The organism is Streptomyces sp. NPDC050504, assembly GCF_044458065.1.
Taxonomy (GTDB): Bacteria; Actinomycetota; Actinomycetes; order Streptomycetales; family Streptomycetaceae; genus Streptomyces.
The window spans coordinates 174,400-193,517 of the sequence record NZ_JBITHO010000013.1 but is presented as its reverse complement, the minus strand read 5'-3'; the positions used below and the strand labels follow the sequence as shown (position 1 = coordinate 193,517).

The following is a 19,118-nucleotide window of genomic DNA, read 5'->3' as shown; positions in this document are numbered from 1 at the left end:
CTCCAGTGTTGCGGCTCACACATCCACGAGTCTCGGGTGTCGGCAACCGCCTTCCGTAGCGGCCAAGTCAGCAGTGCAACGTGACCGCGAACCGGGGGGCGAAACGCAGTGACCGATCAATTGACCGCAGCGCTTCGACACGTACTCCCGGTGTACGAGATCCCCGAAGATGACCTGATCGGCGAGGTCCTCGTTCCAGCGATCAGGGTTTCGGACGACGTTCGGGTCGCCGCCGGCTTCTTCAGCTCACAGTGCCTCGCGCAGATCGCGCCGGGCCTAGCAGATTACCTGCGCCGCGACAGCGGCATGCTTCAGCTCCTGATCAGTCCGGCGGTCGACGCGGCCGACTTGGATGCGATGGAGCGAGGGGTTCGGAGCACGGAGCAAGTCATAGAGGCTGCACTTGACCGGCTGCTCGACGAGGCCGCTCTCTCAGAGCACGCCCTCGTCCACCACACCCTCGACTGCCTCTCCTATCTCGTGGCCAGTGGACGCCTAAGGGTCCGTTTCGCGCTCATGAAGTCCGGGATGTACCACAAGAAGCAGTGGCTCATGAAGGCGGGCACCAGGTGGGTCGCGGTGCACGGCTCGGGCAACGCCACGGCCCGCGGACTGCTCGTGAACGGGGAGCAGATGACGGTTGACCAACCGTGGCGTGACGGCGAGACCGCGTCCAAGCGCGTCACCAAACTCCTGGCCGGCTGGGAAAGGCAGTGGAATAACGAGAGTCCACATGTACTGGCCGTAGATCTCAGTGACGGCCTTCGGCTCGCCGGACGTCGACGCAGTACTGCACAAGCGCCAACCATCGATGACTTCTGGCGGGCGTGGCATGCGGATCACTCACGCGGTTTGGAACCACCGCTGCCTCAAGGCATTAGCCTCGCGCAGCCAAGACTACTGTCGATTCCTGACGGTGTTGAGTGGCGCAGCGGTCGCTACGCGCATCAATCCGCAGCAGTCGAAGCCTTTTCGATCAATGGCTCCAGAGGGATTCTGGCCATCGCGACCGGAGGCGGGAAAACACAGACGGCGCTGATCTCTGCCACCCATGAACAAGATCGGCACAAGGCGCCGATGCTAGTCGTCGCGATCGTCCCCAGCGCACCTCTGGTGCGCCAATGGGCAGAAACCGTCCGGCGGTTCGGCGTCGACCCCTTCCTACCGAGCGACAGTTCCGGCCCCAAGCGGAAAGCTCGCCTCGAAGAGATCAAGGCTGGCCTGGCCACACCAGGCTCATACACGTCGGTGATTGTATGCACTCAGAGACTCTTTACGACGGATGAGTCTTTCCGTGCTTTTATCGATGCACTTCCCTCAACCGTTCTCACAATGCTTATCGGCGACGAAGTGCACAATCTTGGGTCGAAGAGCTTCTTGAGACACAGGCCCGAACGATTCAACGTGCGCCTGGGCCTCTCGGCAACACCGAGTCGCCAATATGATGCCGAAGGCACCGCGGGTATCTTCGATTACTTCGGACCGGAACTATTCGAGTTCACGCTGAAGGATGCCATTCGGGCCGGCTGCCTGAGTCCCTACAACTACCATCTTCATGAGATAGCCCTCTCGGAAGACGAGATGGCAGAGTACGAGAACTTGACGCGGCAGCTGCAAAGGAAAGGATTTCAGAAAGCGGACGACGGGAAAGACTCCGATCTGCAGGCACAGATCGAGCACCTACTCCGGCGCCGTCGGGCCCTTCTGGAGCATGCCGAAGCCAAGATTCCAACCCTCCGTCAGCTCCTCATCCGGCACGGATCCCGCGATGTCAGCAAGACACTTGTCTACACGTCGGCGAAGCCGCCGGTGCTCACCAGCGAGCGTCAGATCGATGCCACGAACCGGATGCTCGACGAGTTGCGGATCAGCTTTCATCAGTTTACCCACAGAGAGACCGCTCGTCGTGGGGCAGGGAAATATCTCGAAGCTTTCGGACGGGGAGAATACCAGGTCCTGACGGCCATGGAGGTTTTGGATGAGGGCATTGACATCCCTCAGACAGATACCGCCTATCTTCTCGCATCGAGCACAGTGCGCCGCGAGTGGGTCCAAAGACGGGGCAGGATCCTCCGGCGCTCGGAAGGCAAGGAGATCGCCAATCTCCACGACTTCCTAGTGGTTCCGCCGACGTTGGGTACCAAAGAGGGGCGCTCGCTCTTGATCGGTGAATTGACTCGGGCACGCGAGTTCGCAAGCGCAGCCGATAACGAATACGACTCGGATGGTCCCCGAGTGGTAATCGACAGGCATGAGCGCACTCTCTAACGGCGAGGATTAAATGACAACGACACCGCGAATCACCCAAGTTGCTCGCGAGGAAGTCACCGACTTCAGTGAAAGGTATGAGGGATACCACGAGGATCTCGTTTCGGCACTCAATGGCCTCGTTCGGCAACAGACCCACGCGAGCGACCGGCAGCGCCAAGACCATCTGCAGAAAGTCATAGAGCATCTGGGAGAGCGCGCGATCAAGCTTGGAAGGAACGCTACCTGATGAGACTGCAGCGCATTTACGTGCACAACTTCAAGTTGCTGCAGGATATCAGAATCGACCTCTCAACAGACCCCCAGCGCCCTCTGACCGTTATCCGGGCCGAGAACGGATCAGGTAAGACGTCCCTTCATTACGCAATCCTGTGGGGTCTCTACGGTGTAAAGGGGCTCCGGGAAGTAACACGCGCAGAGAGGATCCGTCTGACGTCCACGGCCAGCCCGCTGGGGAAGCCAGTCGCCGTCGAAGTCAGCCTTGAGTTCGAAGTCGAGGATGATGGTGGACCAGCGCGCTACCGCCTTCAACGGACGGTGATCGAGACGCCGGCTGAAGGGGACGAAGTCGAGCGCGGGCAGGAAGTAGTTCGCCTGAGCCTGCTTACGGGGGCTGGTGGGGAACACGTAGCGCTACCCGAGCAATGGATCGAGCAAAGGCTGCCCGAACGACTTGCCGATGTCTTCTTCACGAATGGCGACGACGTCCAGAAATTCATCACCGGCCGACAGCATGCACACGAGCGTCAGCTGAAGGTCCACGAGGCCATCGAAAATCTCCTGGGGATCGGCAAGCTTCGCCGCGCCGTTGAGGACGCAGCCGCCGTCTACCAGATCTACGAGAAGCGCGCCGCGAAAGATGCCGGGGCTAAGGTGGAGGGATTTGCTGACCAGAAGGATGAGCTCAGGAGGAAATCTGATGAGCTCAACGCCAAGATAGAAAAGCTCTCTTCGCGCCAGAAGAACATGGAGGCCGCCCAGAGCCAAGATCGGCGCGATCTGGACGCGATCAAAGGCATTGGCGACCTGGAAGTTCTAAATGCGCAGATCGCCGAGCTTGAGCGGGATTGTGCAGCACTGGAGACTCGTAAGACCGAATGCCTCCATGCAATGTCCGCACTGTTGTGCGACGAGGTGACGTCCTGGTCCCTGATGAACGACGCTCTCACCGCTGGTCTCGGGCGGCTTGACGAACTCAAGGAAATGCGCGTCATCCCCAGCCATTCGGTACAAGTGCTTCATGACTGCCTAGAAGCCGGCGAATGCATCTGTGGAGAGCCGTTGGAACCCGGGTCTTCCAGTCGTGAGCACGTGCAAAGCCTGCTCGACGAACAGCAGGACAAGAGTGCGGTCAGTAAGTACCTTTCCGAAGCAAGGTATCGGGCACATGCCCTGCGCGAGACTGGAAGCCAACCGGACAGATTCCCAGAAAGAAGGACCCAGCTACTTTCGGAGTACGCACAAATTATCCAAGAGATCAAGCGCAAGGGTACCTCGCTCAATGCATCGAAGGAACGTCGGGGCCAGATCGATGACGAGAAGGTACGTCGGCTGCAATCCGATCTCAACGAGCGGGAAGAAAAGATCAAGGAGACCATCTATGAGCTTGGCATTCTTGGTAACCAAGCCGTCGCGGTAGAGCAAGAAACCGCAGCTAAGCAAAAGCAGCTGGAGAAGGCGCAGCGCGAGGCCAAAATTAGCGCCGACATTTCCACGAAGCGAGATGTGGCCACCGATCTGAAGGATCTTGCCTCCGCTGTACGAGACCGCCTTGAAGGAGATTACGTCAAGCAGGTATCCACTAGGCTACAGAAAATGTTCCATGGAATCATCGGTTCCGATAACTCGTCTACTCAAGGCGTCTACACGGGTGTAACTATCACCAACTCGTTTGATATCAAGGTGATGAGCCAACAAGGCACCAGCCTCGATCCTGACTTTGAAATCAATGGCGCTTCGCAGCGGGCGTTGACACTCTCGTTCGTGTGGTCCCTCATGGAGGTTGCAGGCGTCGTCGCACCACGTTTTATTGATACACCTCTCGGAATGGTATCTGGGGACACCAAGCGCCGCATGATCGAGGCAATTACCCGGCCCCCCGGCCCATCCGAGACCCCTTTCCAGGTAGTTCTCCTACTTACCCGGTCGGAGATCGCGGGCATTGAGGACATCCTGGATGAGCGAGCCGGATCCTTCCTGACCCTTTCTTGCAGCCATCACCACCCGCAAGACTTGGTAAACAACTGGCTTGTCGACTATCCGGTATCGCGAACGTGTACATGTACACACCGCGAGATATGCGACGTCTGCACCCGCCGCCGTGATGACGAGCACCTTCGGTACCGCGAGCAGGAGGCTTCATTGTGACGGCAGCAAGATACGCAGGCATTGATCTCTACATGCTGGAAGACTCCCATCGCATCATTCGTAACTACACCGGCCCCGGAAAGGTCTTCCGTCGGCAAATTGATGGGTGGTGGCTTGGCCTGTGCATAGGCGTCAGAAAAGGAGAACGCCTGCCGTTCCCATCAGACGCGCAGCGAGTCAAGTTCATGGATGGCACCATCTTCAACAGTGACCCATGGCGGGTGACACATTTGGAATTGCTCGCGCTTTCAAAGCAGGGTGACCATGTGCTGGCTGAACCACGAAGGATCGTTGGAATTGCCATGGAGTACGCGAACTTTGGGCTTGAGTGGTTGAGCAATGAGTGCCTCATGACGACTGAGCCGACACTAACCGTTCTTAATCGCCTCGACCTGAGCATGTTCACTGCAGATTGAGTGCAGATAGCGGGATTATTTGAACACCTGCAGGCCAGCCCCGGGACGACAAGAAGCTCGTGATCATGAGCGCCGAGAGTAGGGACACCACACGGCTCAGAGCAAAGCCCAAACCTCCTGGCCACCAGCCCAGTTGGACACTAATCGCCACACGAAAACTAAGCAGAGACAACATGGCGAACGCTATGCAGGCAATGGGTGATCCGAATCACCATCTGGCCCGCAGTGACAGGGTTGCGCATCTGCCGAGCGGCCTGCCCCTCGGCTTAGCCAGAGGCACTGGCGTCGTCGGCGGCGATCAGGACCTGGCCGTTGCGACGCGGGGTCGCCCCCGATACCGGGGCGCTGTACTGGCCGACGCCGATCCGACGGCCGTCCTAGACCTGCGGGCAAGGGGCGTGTTCGGCCCGGCAGGGAGAGCCGCACAAGTAAGTCACTGTTGAAGCTCCTGCCGGGTCCTCCAGAATCGGAGGACCGCAGCGGATGAGCTCGTTTGCCGACGGCCCCGCCAACTGCCCATCCGAGCGGGAGTGCTTCGAGTGTCTCGCGAACACACACTAAAATCGCCCTGGACAACCTGGCAGAGCAACAGAGCCACCCAGTCGTCACCATCGGTGGAATCGTAGGGGATGGGAAGCATTCATGGCGCAGGTGCGGGTGCCTTACCTGCTCGGACACGCCGAGGTCGCCTCTCTCTTTCACGTCGAACGTCAGACGTCGCAGAAGTGGCGGGCGGATGGCACCCTCGCTGAGCCGGACCTGGTCGCGTCCGGCAACCCGTACTGGCTGCTGGAGACGGTGCTGAGGCTTGAGGCCGGCGAGCGCCATATCGATCAGGAGCGCCTGACGTCCTACAAGGCCAGGATCCCCCGCGGCCTCGAGATCAGAGACAAGCGGCAACTGCCCATCGTCCTGGGCATTCAGGAGGCGGGAAGCGTACTTGGGCGCGACGCGCAGACGATCTCGCGATGGCGTCACCGCAGCCAGTTCGTCGCGGCCGACCTTGTCCTTTCCGGCTCGCCGCTCTGGCTTTTGCAGACGATCCTGGATGACGCCGTACAGCGCGAGCGAACCGTAGTCGCAGCCGAGGTGAGCCTACTCAACGCTGGTCATCGCACCCCGCAGAAGCCACGCGGGCGCGGGTCCAGCAGAGCCTTGCGTCAGACTCGGCCGGCACCACCCGGCGTGCGGACATTCACGGCCACGGAGCAGGCTGCCGCGGTCGAGTTCCTGGCTGCCGTTCTGGCAGAGGGTTACTCCGTGACCATCAAGCCACAGCCGTAGCTTGCGCGTCCAGCAAAAGTTGTTCGCCGATAGCTTCGAGAGAAACACTTGATACGCCAGAGCGCTATCCATACTATCTCTCATGTGTCGATCTTGCCGTGCATCCCAGGAGTCCATCCCAACTCGACCGATAATGAACCTCGATCTGTTCTCCAGTCGGCCGGAGAACAAAATGGCGTCCCCACCGCGAGAGTCATCTCCTACGGAGGCGGCGTCCAGAGCACGGCCCTGCTCGTCCTGGCCGCTCGCAAAGAGATCGACTTCAGTACCTTCCTCTTCGCCAACGTCGGCAACGACAGCGAGCACCCTGCGACGCTGGCCTATGTCCGCAAGATCGCCATCCCGTATGCCGCCCGTGCCGGCATTGGACTCCATGAGCTCAAGCGCCGCCGTCGAGACGGAACCACCGAAACGCTCGTGGAGCGCCTGAACCGGCCAGACACTCGATCGATTCCCATCCCGGTCCGCATGGCCAACGGTGCGCCGGGCCGACGTAACTGCACGGCAGACTTCAAGATCAAGATGGTTGGGAAGTGGCTCCGGGAACACGGCGCCACCGCTGAGCTTCCAGCGGTGGTTGGCATCGGCATATCGCTTGACGAAATCCACCGAGCCAACCGCCGACGAAGCGAGCGCCACGAGGTAATCGAATATCCGCTTCTCGACCTCAGGCTCCGCAGGGACGACTGCGAGCGCATCATCTCCGAAGCCGGCCTTCCAGTGCCGCCGAAGAGTTCGTGCTTCTTCTGTCCCTTTCGCACGGTCGGCGCTTGGCGCCACCAGCGCAGGCATGAACCGGAGCTGTTCGCCTTGTCGGTCCAGCTCGAGGAGACGATCAATCGGCGCCGGGCCGCCCTCGGGCGGGACGCCGTGTATCTCACGAGGTACGGGATCCCGCTCCCCCAGGCCATTCCCGATACTTCCCCAGATGATGGCAGCGCCGATGAGGACGAGCGTGCTTGCGACTCAGGCTGGTGCATGACGTGAGCGGGCCACGGGGGCTGGGGCCATGGGTTCCAGCCTCCGCTTGCCCCCCCCGGGGAAATGCAGGAGTTGCCCACCGCTGGATAGCTGCCGAGTGTGGTGAGCTCAGAGCTCGGGCGGCTCACCTGGGGCAAGGTGGAGAACGGCCAGGTACTCGCCGTACGGCATCTCTTCGTCCACCCACCGGCTGTCACCAGAGGCGTGGGGAATCCACCTTCCGTCGAGAAGGTACTTGTCGTCGAAAGCCGCGACGCGGTCCTCCTTCACTGCTGCGGCCATCAGCAGCTGGATCCCCAACAGAAGCACCGTGGAGGCTTCCCTGGCGGCGCAGACCTCAGCGTGCCCCGCGGGGTAGATCTTCATGTCCTCGTCGTTGATCGGTTCGGGCAGCCCAACGAAGCCGTGCACATCCTTCTCGTGCAGGGCGATCGCCTGCACTACGCCAGTTGTAACGGGGGCGGCACTGTCCCCGGCCCGGTCGGGGGAGTGCGTCCCCAGATGCTCGGCGACCGCTCGTGCATGCAGGGGCAACGCTTCGGCGTGCTGCTGCAGCTGCCGTTCAGCAACCTCGATGGCGAGCCCGGGCCGCGCGGTGTCGGGATGCAGCAGCCGGACGAACCCTTCCAGCGCTGCGCGCAGGTAGCCGAGCCGGACCTGGTGCAGTTGCCATTCCTCCATCATCTCTGTCCAGACGTCGTCGAAGTCACCGCCTACCGAGCACATACCGCCATCGTCGTAGGTCATATCGAAGGTGATCATGCGCAGCCCCTGGGCAAGGCGCAGCCACTTGTAGGCGTTGTCCCAGACCTCCTGCACCCCGGGCACTCCGGTGACCACGGAGGCGTGCTCGATCCAGTCAGTGAGTTCGCGGACGTGGTCCTCGGGTTCGGACAGAGCAAGCGTTGACTGCGTTCGGTAGGACGGCATGCAGGAGCCGCCCGTTCGGGGAGTGGTCATAGACGGAGCGTCTCACGCACCACTGACAATCACCCGGGGCCAGGGGCTGGTGCGGGGCTCATGTGCTGATGGTGCGCCGTACGAGCCGGTGGCCTGGCAATTCTCCTTGTGCGTATACGAGTTCACGCTGTCGTCCCTCCTCGGTATCGATCAGGAGCGTGCTTGTGCAGAGGCCAACGCGTACTCGTGTACTTTGACGTCGGCGAGACCCCCGTACTCGGTCACATCAGGATCTGCCGACGGAACACCGCTGTCAGCGCCGCCGGATACGGTGGCCCTGCACTCGACCGTGCACGGGGCGGGGTCGCGGAGTCGTCCGGTGGGCGGGGCAAGGGGGGAACCGGTGGCACCGAGGCCGGGTGGAGAGACGGACAAGTTCGGCAACCGATACGAGGGCGTCTGGACGATCAGGCACGCCTTGTACGTCCTGCTCGGTCAGGGCGATTCGCTCACCCTCGAACCGAACGGAATCCTCGGCGAAGGGACCGAGTTCGCCTACCGCCACGGCGGTCGCACCGAGGTGCACCAGGTGAAACGACAGAACCGCAATGCCAACGGCTGGAACGTCGCGTCCCTGGAGGCGAAGGGGATTTGGCCGCACCTGCGCACCCACGCCGAGGCAGGCCACGAGTTCCACTTCGTCTCCATGGTGCCGGCTCGGCCACTCCAGGAACTCGGCGACCGCGCCCGTCGCTCCGACGACTTCCCCTCCTTCGCTCGTGACTGGCTGACGGACGAACTCCGTGCCCCCTTCAATGAACTCGCGTCCCCCCGGATCTATGGCGCAGCGGAAACAGCGTGGCGCATGCTCCGCGCCCTGTGGGTGGAGTGGCCCGATGAGCGCGACGTGGTCGCCGGCAATGCCGCTCTCGCCGAAAGGGCGCTGACCGGGGCTCCCGGCCGCCTGGCGGTCCTGGCCGTGGGCGACCTCCTCCTCAACTCTCTGGGCACGCGCCTCGACTCAGCGGCCTTGACGGCCCGACTCCCGCAGTACGGGCTGCGGTGCGCGATCCCACAAGGGGGAGACGCTGTGACACCGTCGGCGGGTGGGGCTGCCCAGGCCGCCGCCGTCCGCGTTGCCCATCAGGCGGCCTCCGCCCTTTTGGGGCTGCCTGCCCCGTCCGGCACGTTCACCGGCAGGGAGGCAGCCGTGACTGGGCTGCTCTCTGTGCTGGACCCGGGTGCCATCGGCGAGGGGCCGTCGGTCCACGTCGTCGCCGGGCTGCCCGGCGTCGGCAAGACCGAGTTGGTGCGGCAAGTTGCCCATCGCGCCCATGGCCAGGATGGCTGGTTCGCCGGTGTCCTTGTCGTCGAACTTTACGGATACGACCCGGCCCGCCGTCAGGGCCCCGGCGAGGCACTCGGCTTCTTGCTCCGGGGGTTGGGCATCGACCACGAGCACATCCCCGTGGGTCTCGAGGACCGCGCGCGACTGTACCGGTCGACGCTGCGCGGCAGAGCCGACCAGGGCCAGCGCACCCTGGTCGTCCTCGATGACGCCATGGACGGCGAGCAGGTCCGACCCCTCCTCCCAGGTGACGCGCGCACCCCCGTGCTCATCACCTCGCGACACACGCTGTCCGACCTGGATGCCCGCCTACACGACCTGGCCGTCCTCGATCTCGTGGACTCCGTCGACCTGCTCCGCCTTGTCCTGCGGGCGAGCCGGGGCAAGGGGGACACGCGGGTCGACGACGCCCTGGACACGGCCGAGGCCATCGCCCGGCAGTGCGGACACCTGCCACTGGCGTTGCGGATTGTCGCCGCCCTGCTGGCGGACCAGCCGACCCGGCCGCTGTCCTCGATGGCCCAGGCGCTGGACGACGAGCATCGCCGCCTGCGCCGGTTGAGCCGGGGGAACCTCGCGGTACGAGCCGCCTTTGAACTGTCCTACCAACACCTGCCATCGGACCAGGCACGGCTCTTCCGGCTCTTCGCGCTCAACGCCGGCCCCGACGTTTCGACCGAGTCCGCGGCCCAGCTCTGCGATGTCGACCTGGACATGGCCGAGGAACTCCTGGAGGCCCTGGGGCGCGGTCATCTGGTGCAGAGCGGGGCCACCTATGGCCGGTGGCGCATGCACGACCTGATCAGGCTCTACGCGGACGAGACCGGGCGGGCAGAGCACACCGACGACGAGCGCTCCGCCGCCTTGGACCGGCTGCTCCGCCACTACGCTGGTCGCCTGGCCGAGGCACATGACCACCTCGTCCCAGGCCAGCCTCCGACGCCTCAGTTCGCCGACCGGAGCACCGCGCTCTCCTGGCTCGATGAAGAGCGGGCGAACCTCGTCGCGGCCATCACCGCAACGCCCCACCCACACAACCCCTACATCGTCCTGGAGATGGCGGGACGCATCGGCGACTACCTCAAACTGCGTCGGAGTTTCGCCGAGTTGACAGCCGTATACGACAGCGCACTGGAGCACTGCTCCGGAAGCACCCCGGCCACTTTCCGCGCCACGTTCCTTGACGCACGGGCATGCGCTCTCAGAGGACTAACTCGGTTCCCCGAAGCGGTTGCCGCACACAAGGAAGCCCTCCGCATGTACAGGGCGGAAGGGTACCTTCTGGGCGAAGCCGAGGTATTGACCAACCTCGGTCACACCCTGCATGAAATGCGTGACTTCGAGCAGGCCGTGCTCATACTGCGAACGGCCGTCGTGCTCCAGGGCAAGGCGGGAAATCGCCGTGGTGAAGGTGCCGCGCTCACCAACCTCGGACGCTCTCTGGCCGAGTCGCGCCGTTACGAGGAAGCGGTGGGCGTGTATCAGCGAGACATCGAGATCTGCCGCCTCATCAGTGACTGGCACGGTGAAGCGGTCACCCAGAACAATCTCGGCCTGGCTCTGAGGGAATTGGGACGGGCCGGTGAGGCCGCAGCCGCGCACGCGGCCGCACGGGACGCCTTCCGCAGGGCCGATGATCGCCACGGTGTCGCCATGGCCCTCAACAATTTGGGCACGGCGCTGCGTGAGGGCGGACTCGGTGACGGGTCAGACGTCCTTGAGGACGCTGTCGCCCTCTCTCGCGGCCTCGGGGACAAGCGCGGCGAAGGCATCGCCCTGACGAACCTCGGGACCAGCCGACTCCAGGCGGGTGCGCCGGCCGAGGCCGCCCGGATACTGACGAGGGCGAGTGACCTGCTCGAGGAAGTCGGCGATACCCACGCACAAGCCGGGGCACTGATGAACCTGGGCAAGGTGCGGGGGGTGCTCGGGCTCACGGGCCCGGCCATCGAAGCCGTCCGCAAGGCGATCACGCTCTTCCAGACGGCCCGGGACCGCCACGGGGAGGGGAGAGCACTCTTCCTGCTCTCGTCGACCATGTGGGCGACGGCCCCGGAGGAGGCCATCTCGCTCGGTACGGCGGCGGTCGCCGCGCTCAGCGAGACCGACGACGAGGTTCGGGCCGAGCAGGCGACTGCGCTCGTGACAACGATGCGGGAATCCGTCAACGGCGGCGGCCTCTCAGCGGATACCTGAGCCATTCCTCCCGGTAACGGTGCCTCGGCACCCCTACAGGGAAAACAAGGGCGGCATCCCACAAGACGCTTGCGATGCCCTGAGGGTGAGGGTGCGCCGGGCCTTCACTGCCTGGCTGGCTCCCCGCCTGGGACACCTGGCGTGAACAACAGGGCTAACACCCCCAGATTCACCGTGTGTGTCAGCGGCTCCTCGGAGAGGATGAGGCCAGGCCATCCGTGCCCGCGAGCCGACGGCGCTCCGCGGGGATGTCAGCCACAACTGATCACCGCTGCCCGGCTGAGCAGCGTCCTCGCATTTCTGAGAGAACGGCCTCCGACCTGCGTGAAATGCTGGTCGGGACGACAGGATTTGAACCTGCGACCCCTTGACCCCCAGTCAAGTGCGCTACCAAGCTGCGCCACGTCCCGATGCCTCTCTGACCTGGGGTTTCCCCGGCCAGTCGTGCATGGAAGACCATACCAGGGTGAAACCGACGCCTCCGTGATCACTGCTGAGCGGTGAAGAGCAGCGCGCGGATCTACCAGAAGGACTCAGGGACATGGCCGTCGTCGTGGACATGACGGGCCCGGCCCTGCGGGGCGCAATCAACGAGTGAAGGCTTTTGCCGCGACTGCTGAGCGTTACCCGGCTGACTGCCTGTCCAGGACAGCTACAACTGGCCGCCCCGCCGTTGAGGGGAGTCGCGGGCCGAGGTCCGACCTGAGGACCACATCGTTCCACCGGGAAACCCGCCCCGACCGCTTGGGGCCGTCAGTTCATAACGACCCCCTTTGTGCTGCTGCCCGGACCATCCGCGGGCCGTGCAGGACACGGAGCGACCGGGCAGATCACCGCCGTCCACGCCCGGTCCCGGGACGCCTATGACGCCCCCGCGTATCCCAACCGTCCTCAAGCGCAAGGGCACGGTCTGTGGCGGTCGATGCATCGCCCGCCTGGTGCGGGCCGCCGGGCTCGCCGGCCTGCACCGCCGACGACGGCTCTGCACCCCGAATCCCCGACCCGACCGCGGCGTACACCCGCCGGTGCGGTGACCCTCTAATCGCGCTGGCCAGCGGGAAGTGCAGGTATGGCGCCACCGGTCTTCGATCGGCGGCGGCGCCGTCCACCAGCCCACCTGAGCTCTTCGCTTCTCCGCCATACCTCGTCCACCGTGCTGCAGGACGTCGCATTCGAGCTGGCGAACGGCCTCGTGCACGAGCCCTCCGCTGCCCCAGCTCGACCGCCTCGCCATGCCCCTCACGCCCAGGCGTCCGCACAACCGCCCCCGCCGACTCCAGCTCCGGGACGGAGGCCGCGACCGGCGAGCAGACCATTCTCTGGGTTGACCCGGCAATCCATGCCGCCTTCAGGTCGTGGTACAGACCCCCGAGGCGAACGCTGCAATATAGCGGCGGATCCCCGGTTACCGAAACCGGGGATCGACCCGCATCCTTATAGCTCCACCGCCATTCCCTGCCCGCCCCGTCGAAAGGCATCACCACGACAGCAGCCCACAGCTGCACACCCTTGCCGCACACAACCTCGTCGGCTATCTCCCTGATACGCAGCGGCATAGCTGAGGCGGAACAGATCCTGGGCACGCTCCAGATCCCGCTCCGTACGCAACTGCAGCTCCAGGTCGCCCGTGCCGTGGTGACCGACCTGCGTGACGTCCCGGGTGAAGCCCGGAACGAGATCGACTCCCTTCGGGTCCGCCTTGAGGTAGACGAGGAGCTTGGTCTGCTGCGGCGGGCAGACGCAGGCGAAGTTCCGCAGCCGCTGGTAAGCGCGGTACTGCTTGCGCTGCACCCGGGTGACGCCGTCACCTAGTCCGACCAACACCTCGTCGACCGCCGCGGGCAGTTCGGTCATCGCACTGTCCTGCCTTCGAACCGTGGGCAGTCCGGCCGTCTGTCGCCGAACCCGCCGTGAAGCGACCGACTGTCCGGTGGCCGAAGCCACGGTCTCCAGGCCGAAATGGTCACTGCCGAAGTACCGGTAGCGGACCAGGTCCATCGAACGCCGGTGCTCGCGTACGGCGTGTGCGTCGTAGCGGGTGAAGTCGCCGGCGACACAGATCAGCCGAGGTCCGCTCCACAGGATTTGAGACGCGGCCGTCACTCCGAGCCGGTCGCGGACCAGACTGCGGAAGGCGCCCTTATGGCTCGTCAGCCAGGCCATGTAGTAGAGGCCCTGGTTGATCACACCTTCTCTGAACTCGTCCGATGCGGTTGAGCAGTGCTGCAGGCCAAGCGCATCAGTCCCGGCTGTTTCATATCTGCGGGAACTGGGGTTCGGTGGCTTCAGCACCCTGCGAAGGCGGGTCCCCAGGTAAGCAGGATCCCGCTGGACTCGGCGAGTGAGATCCACCTTGGGTCCGTCGGCTGCTTTTCCAGAACCAGGACGGGACGTATCTGGCCGTGTGTCCTTGCGAGTTGGAGTTGATGGGCATAGTCGAGGACCTGGCCGATCCCCAGACGGATCTGCTGCTCTTCGCTCGCTCCGGTCAAGCTCTTGACTTCAGCGATGAAGACTTCCTGTCCCCGCGACCAGCCCGCGTCGAATCGCGGTGCATTGCGGGCGTGTCCGCGTACTTCGATCTGCTGTTCTGCCAGATGTTTGATCAAGGCGGCGATAGTCGCCTCGTGCGCCTCTGTGCCCTTGTCGAGATGTGCAAGGTCGACCGTCAGAGGGGCAGGAGCGTGGTGTCCGACTCGGTGGCGTTGAAGCGGGCCGCCCAGGACTCCATCGCCGGTCTGGGGAAGGACAAGGACTTGATCGTCATCACCTTGTGCCCGCTGCAGTTCTCGGCAGCGCGCAGGATATCCACTGATCAAGTCTGCGAAGCCATCGCCGTCCACGACACACACGTGGTAGCCACGGTCGCGTTCCCATGCGGCTCGCACGAGCTTCTTGCTGTACTCCCGGTGCGTGTCAGTCACAGCTTGGCTTGCGAGGTCGCCGTGGACGAAGATGGTGATCTTGCGGGAGAAGTCGGGCTTCCAGTCCGCTCCCAGCTGCTCGGCGATCTCCCGGCAGTGCTTTCGGACCTTCCATTCGCCATCGATGAGTACTTTGCCGGTGAAGCAGAGCGTGTGCCCGCCCAGCGAGTGAACCCATCCGCCGCAGAGTTCGCCGTTCATATGACCCCCTCCATATCCTGGCGTATCTTGCCGCACGGCGCCATCCCGTCTTGCGTGGCCCCTGACACCCCTCATGAGGACGATGTCCCGTCTGCGAGTCGGCTCGTGGGGATACCGAGATCGACGACGGTCCGACTGGAGGCACGACGGTCAAGCTGGGCGAGTTTCTCCTCTGCCCCGGCGAGGCTCACCTGGAGTCCTTCCACCTCACCGAGCCAGCCCTCGCGTTCGGCCTCGGCGATGCGGGCGAGGAGGCTGTCGCGGATCTCGACGAGCCGGTCACGCTGAGCGGGGTCGGGCCAGAGCATCGGGCAGCGGACGCAGGCGTGTTCGTGGATGCAGGGGGCGCCAAAAGCACGGCCGCATGCACCGATGGAGACCTTGCGCCGCTCGAAGTGGCCGAGGAACTCCTGCCACTCCTCGTCGGAGGGGATGCGGTATTCTTCGCTGGGGCGGAGGGACCGGCGACGAGCCAGGAAAGCCATGTGCGCCTGGATCGCCTCCTCGGGGTAGACGGCCTTGTAGCCGAGAGTCACGTTGATGTCCTGGTGCCCGGCGATCACCTGGGCGATGTGCGGCGGCAGCCCGTTGAGGATCGCGTCGGTGATGAACAGCCGCCGGAAGTCGTGTGGTGTGTAGCGGAGCGGGGCGTCGGCGGCGTCGGTCAGTCCGGTGTCGATGAGGGCCTGGTCCAGCATGGTGCGGACGGTTTCGTCGGTGAACGCCCGGTCCTCGCCGCAGATGCGCCGTTGGAACAGTAGTGGGGCGGGCTCCTGCCACACGCATTCGCCGCGGTCGTAGGAGGGGACCAGAGGAACAGCGCCGGTGGTGTTCCGGACTCGGCAGATGATCGCGCTGAGGACGTCGGCAAGTTCTGGGCTGACCAGCAGAAGGCGCTCGGTGTCCGTCTTGGACGGGACGATCTGCAGGAGGGGGACGAGTTCACCGGTGGTGGGCAGCCGGTACTGGACCAGGCTGTGGTGGCTGAGTTCCAGCAGCTCCTCGATGCGGATGCCGGTGGCCCGCAGGACCTCGACTACGGCCCAGGTCCAGAAGGCGCGCTCGTCCTCGAGTCCCAGATCGCGGCGTCTTCCGGTGTGGGGGTCCTCGGCCCAGATTCGGCCGGCCGTTCCGTGCGGAACCACGGCGCGTACGAGTTGCTGACCGGCAGCGGTGAATACCTCGCCAGGGTCGGCATTCCGGGCGGCTTCCAGTACCGCAGCGGCGTCTCTGCGGCGCTGGTCGACCGAGCGGACGAGGATGGCAGGACCGGCAGGCGCTCGCGGGTGCGGGCGTCCATTCTGGCCTTGCGCCGTCGTTGTACTTTGCGGTTCTCCAACTCGTCAGCCCTCACCGGGCTCGGTGCCACCCAAGGGCCCCAGCGGCCAGGGTCTTCCAGCGCCCACTGGGTAAGATCGAGGTAGAAGGCCCGCACCTGGGTGAGCGTGTCCCGGTGGTTGAGCCTCTCGACCTTGGTGCTCGTGCGGCGACCGTCGGGACCGGTGACGGTCTTGTCCTTGGTGCGGGTCCTCTGCTTCCACTGGCCGATGACGTCCGGGGCGAGGCGGAGGCTGTCCGCATCGGGGTGGTGTTGCTCGATGTCCTGCCAGAAGCGTTTGCCGAGGTGGTAGGAGAGGGACTTCAAGCTGTTGTAGTCCAGCGCCGGCTGACGTTCACGGAGATAGTCCACCAGCAGGTCACGGACAGCACGGCAGCGCAGGCCATAGCGGTCGATCAGTTCCTCCGGGGTCCGTTGACCCAGGTAGCGAACCTCGCGCAGATTCCGCGGCGCATCCTCTCCGAGGGCTCCGAACTGATACAGCAGGCGGTAGAACACTTCGGTTCCCGCCATCGCCCGCTTGAGCACCACGGCTTGGGTCTCAAGCAGTTCCAGGACGTCGCCGACGGTGATGTCGGCGATCGTGCCGCCCTTCGCCGCGAGGATGAGGGCGCCGCGGCAGAGCGTTGTAGTGACGGCGCCCGGCCGCACGCCCTGGGCTTGAGCACCCAGCTCTCGCAGGCGCTCAAATCCGTCTGGGTCTCGACTGTGTGCCATGGAGCGGACCAGGACTCCTTGGCGGCTGGCCCCGGCGGCTAGCCAGTCCACCGAAGGTCGCAGTAGCTCAGCACTGATCACCGTCGTCAGGGCCCGGCCCACCACCGGCATGCGCCAGTCTGCCCTCAGGCCGCGCTCGTGAAGCCATTGCTTGATCATCGGCCGCCAGGCGGCACCGGCCTGCTCGATGCCGCTGGCCTTCCACCACTCCTGCCAAGTCTGCCCAGGCTGATCTTCCAGCCAGTCCAGCACCATGACGATGCCGTGCTTGTGGTGCAGTTCGCTGCCGGCGTTCTCCAGCGTGTAGGGCGGACGGGACAGTAACCGGGCCGCCTCGGCGCGGGAGCGCTCGGTGCCCGGCCAGTTGTCGGGAACACTGCGGGCGGGGAAGCGCTGCCGGGCGACCATCGCGCGGGTGAGTTGAGGCTCCAGTCCAGCAGCCGGTGTGCGGCGGCTGGCATTCGGCGACGAGGTGATGGTCATCGGGCACCGGTCCCGAACAGCACATCGAGGCTCTCCGGCCGGTAGTCGGCTGCCGGAGGTGGAGCGATGCGGGCAGCTGCCTGCCGTGTCTGCTCCGCGTGGTGGGCCAGCAGCCGCCGGATCACCACTTCCTTGCGAGGCGTGAGGTAAAGCTGCGTTGTGGTCAACTGAGCGTGCCCGAGGACGAATTGGACATCGGTTAGGGGAAGACTCGGGTCCTCGGCCATCCGGTAGGCGGTGGTGTGCCGCAGCGCGTGCAGCGTCGCGGATGTCCCCGCTTTGGCGTTCGCTCGCTCGAACATGCGGTGAACCGCGTGGTAGGTCAGTGGCCTCGACGGGGATCGCAGGGTCCACCACAGCGGCAGGCGTCGCCCGCGCGGGATCGCGTCGTCCATCTCCAGCTGGTATAGCCGCAGCCAGACGAACGCATCAGTCGAGGCAGGTAGTTCTTGGACCTCGCCGGGGCCCTTACGAACCACCGAGATCAGCTGACGCCCCGGATCGGCGCCGGCCTGCCATGTGCTGAGCAGTTCGCTGGCACGAGCGCCGGTGGAGATGTAGAAGGCGACCAGGGCCCGGTCGCGGTGCGACGGGAGCCGGGCGAAGATCTCGTTGAACTCCTCGTCGGGGACGCTGCGGGGCACCCGCTTGGGCACTCTCGGCCGGTAGAGTCCGGCGCGTTCGTTGCGGGGAGGGTCCATCGGATTGTGGTGGGCGTGGGCCCGCCGGCCGCGACGTGCTCGGTCCAGCGGGAACGGGTTGAGGACCGGTCCGGTGCCGATGTCGCGATGGAAATCGTAGAAACCCCGCAGCACCGTCTCACTGTGCGCTCGCACCGACGCCGCGTACAGCTTGCCACCTGGGGCCCACCGGCCCACCTCGCTCGGGCGTCGCCAGTGCGGGCGCCTCGGCTGGCCAGCGACTTGAAGCCAGCGGGAGAAGTCCCTCGCCTCGAGCCGGCTCGCTCGGTCCCACGGCACTTCGACAGCCCAGAGGAAACGGAACCAGCGCAGCAGGTCCATCCCGTAGGAACGGGCCGTCGCTGCCGATCGGCCGGCTCCTTGCAGGTCCCGCAGGAACGCGTGCGCCCCTTCGACCGGCTCCCCTGCGGGGTCGATGAGCCGGTAGGGATCCCACGGATCACCCATGGCCACCAGTTCCCCGACCAGAGGGACAGACAGGGCCGCCAAGTCTCGCGATGCCTCCATGTCCGACTCAACGACGCTTCCGTCATTAGGTCACTGACCTGCGGAAACTCCGCTACTAGTTCAGTCAACAGGTCTGCGTCGGTCCCGCGCTTGTACTCGACGATCACGGGTGCACCATTCTCGTCGGTCCCCAGCAAGTCGATCCGTCCGCCGTCGACGCAGTCGATGACGTACTCGCTCGCCAGGAACCTGATGCCCAGCATCGTCTCCATGTGCTCCTCGACGAGGTCCTGCACATCCGCCTCGACGTCAGCAAGATGCGGCATGACCTCGGTCACGCCGCTCTTCGTGTGGAACAGCTTCAGCCCTGGCACCTTCCCCTCCCGATCTTGTGCCGTCAGCCAACGCCACAGAAGTCACGATCATTTCCGGCCCGCAGCGACGGCCCTCTCGTCGAACACCTCGACAACCGCGAGAAGGCTCACGGGAAGAGCCGGAGGCGGGCGTACTCGCTGTGCGAACAGACCGCACGTTAGCTCTGGAAGA

The 19,118-nt window shown here is 64.5% G+C and carries 11 protein-coding genes, 1 tRNA gene and 2 pseudogenes; 6 read left to right on the top strand and 8 right to left on the bottom strand.

The annotated features are described in order from the left end of the window. Positions 1-150: 150 nt before the first annotated feature. From ACIBNE_RS36960 to ACIBNE_RS36940, 5 genes are all read left to right on the top strand, one after another. Positions 151-2,268 carry a DEAD/DEAH box helicase family protein gene (locus ACIBNE_RS36960; protein ID WP_399279666.1) on the top strand — a complete coding sequence of 706 codons (2,118 nt, stop codon included), beginning with the start codon at positions 151-153 and terminating at the stop codon, positions 2,266-2,268. A 228-nt stretch (positions 2,269-2,496) separates the two neighbouring features. After that, positions 2,497-4,635, top strand: a complete 2,139-nt coding sequence (locus ACIBNE_RS36955) for an AAA family ATPase (protein WP_399279664.1) — start codon at positions 2,497-2,499, stop codon at positions 4,633-4,635. Continuing rightward, complete coding sequence (locus ACIBNE_RS36950) at positions 4,632-5,051, top strand: hypothetical protein (RefSeq protein WP_399279662.1); 420 nt, start codon at positions 4,632-4,634, stop codon at positions 5,049-5,051. Before ACIBNE_RS36955 ends, ACIBNE_RS36950 begins: the two co-directional genes overlap by 4 nt. 642 nt (positions 5,052-5,693) lie before the next feature. Next, a complete protein-coding gene (locus ACIBNE_RS36945) occupies positions 5,694-6,335 on the top strand; it encodes a hypothetical protein (RefSeq protein ID WP_399279660.1) in 642 nt (213 codons plus the stop codon). Positions 6,336-6,530: 195 nt separating this feature from the next. Beyond that, entirely contained in the window at positions 6,531-7,322 is a 792-nt protein-coding gene (locus ACIBNE_RS36940) for a phosphoadenosine phosphosulfate reductase (protein ID WP_399279837.1), read from the top strand. 102 nt (positions 7,323-7,424) lie between these two features. Here ACIBNE_RS36940 and ACIBNE_RS36935 read toward each other — a convergent pair whose 3' ends face one another. Beyond that, on the bottom strand, positions 7,425-8,276 hold the full coding sequence (locus ACIBNE_RS36935; protein ID WP_399279658.1) for a hypothetical protein: 852 nt from the start codon (positions 8,274-8,276) through the stop codon (positions 7,425-7,427). 343 nt (positions 8,277-8,619) lie between these two features. Between ACIBNE_RS36935 and ACIBNE_RS36930 the strand changes: the two genes are divergently transcribed. Further along, complete coding sequence (locus tag ACIBNE_RS36930; protein WP_399279656.1) at positions 8,620-11,760, top strand: ATP-binding protein; 3,141 nt, start codon at positions 8,620-8,622, stop codon at positions 11,758-11,760. A 333-nt stretch (positions 11,761-12,093) separates the two neighbouring features. Here the strand turns inward: ACIBNE_RS36930 and ACIBNE_RS36925 are convergent. From ACIBNE_RS36925 to ACIBNE_RS36895, 7 genes and pseudogenes are all read right to left on the bottom strand, one after another. Further along, a tRNA-Pro gene (locus ACIBNE_RS36925) sits at positions 12,094-12,170 on the bottom strand. A gap of 1,135 nt (positions 12,171-13,305) precedes the next feature. Further along, positions 13,306-14,001 (bottom strand): annotated as a pseudogene (locus ACIBNE_RS36920) (transporter); the annotation flags it as partial. A gap of 44 nt (positions 14,002-14,045) precedes the next feature. After that, a complete protein-coding gene (locus ACIBNE_RS36915; RefSeq protein WP_399279654.1) occupies positions 14,046-14,885 on the bottom strand; it encodes a BRCT domain-containing protein in 840 nt (279 codons plus the stop codon). 71 nt (positions 14,886-14,956) lie between these two features. After that, positions 14,957-16,030: a tyrosine-type recombinase/integrase gene (locus tag ACIBNE_RS36910; RefSeq protein WP_399279652.1), complete on the bottom strand. Its 1,074-nt coding sequence runs from the start codon at positions 16,028-16,030 to the stop codon at positions 14,957-14,959. Further along, positions 15,922-17,424, bottom strand: a complete 1,503-nt coding sequence (locus ACIBNE_RS36905; RefSeq protein WP_399279650.1) for a hypothetical protein — start codon at positions 17,422-17,424, stop codon at positions 15,922-15,924. Before ACIBNE_RS36905 ends, ACIBNE_RS36910 begins: the two co-directional genes overlap by 109 nt. After that, positions 17,421-18,572 (bottom strand): tyrosine-type recombinase/integrase, encoded by a 1,152-nt coding sequence (locus ACIBNE_RS36900; RefSeq protein ID WP_399279648.1) that lies wholly within the window; start codon positions 18,570-18,572, stop codon positions 17,421-17,423. The genes ACIBNE_RS36905 and ACIBNE_RS36900 overlap by 4 nt, the downstream gene beginning before the upstream one ends. Positions 18,573-18,691: 119 nt before the next feature. Next, positions 18,692-18,946: pseudogene (locus ACIBNE_RS36895) on the bottom strand (endonuclease NucS domain-containing protein); the annotation flags it as partial. Positions 18,947-19,118 lie beyond the last annotated feature (172 nt).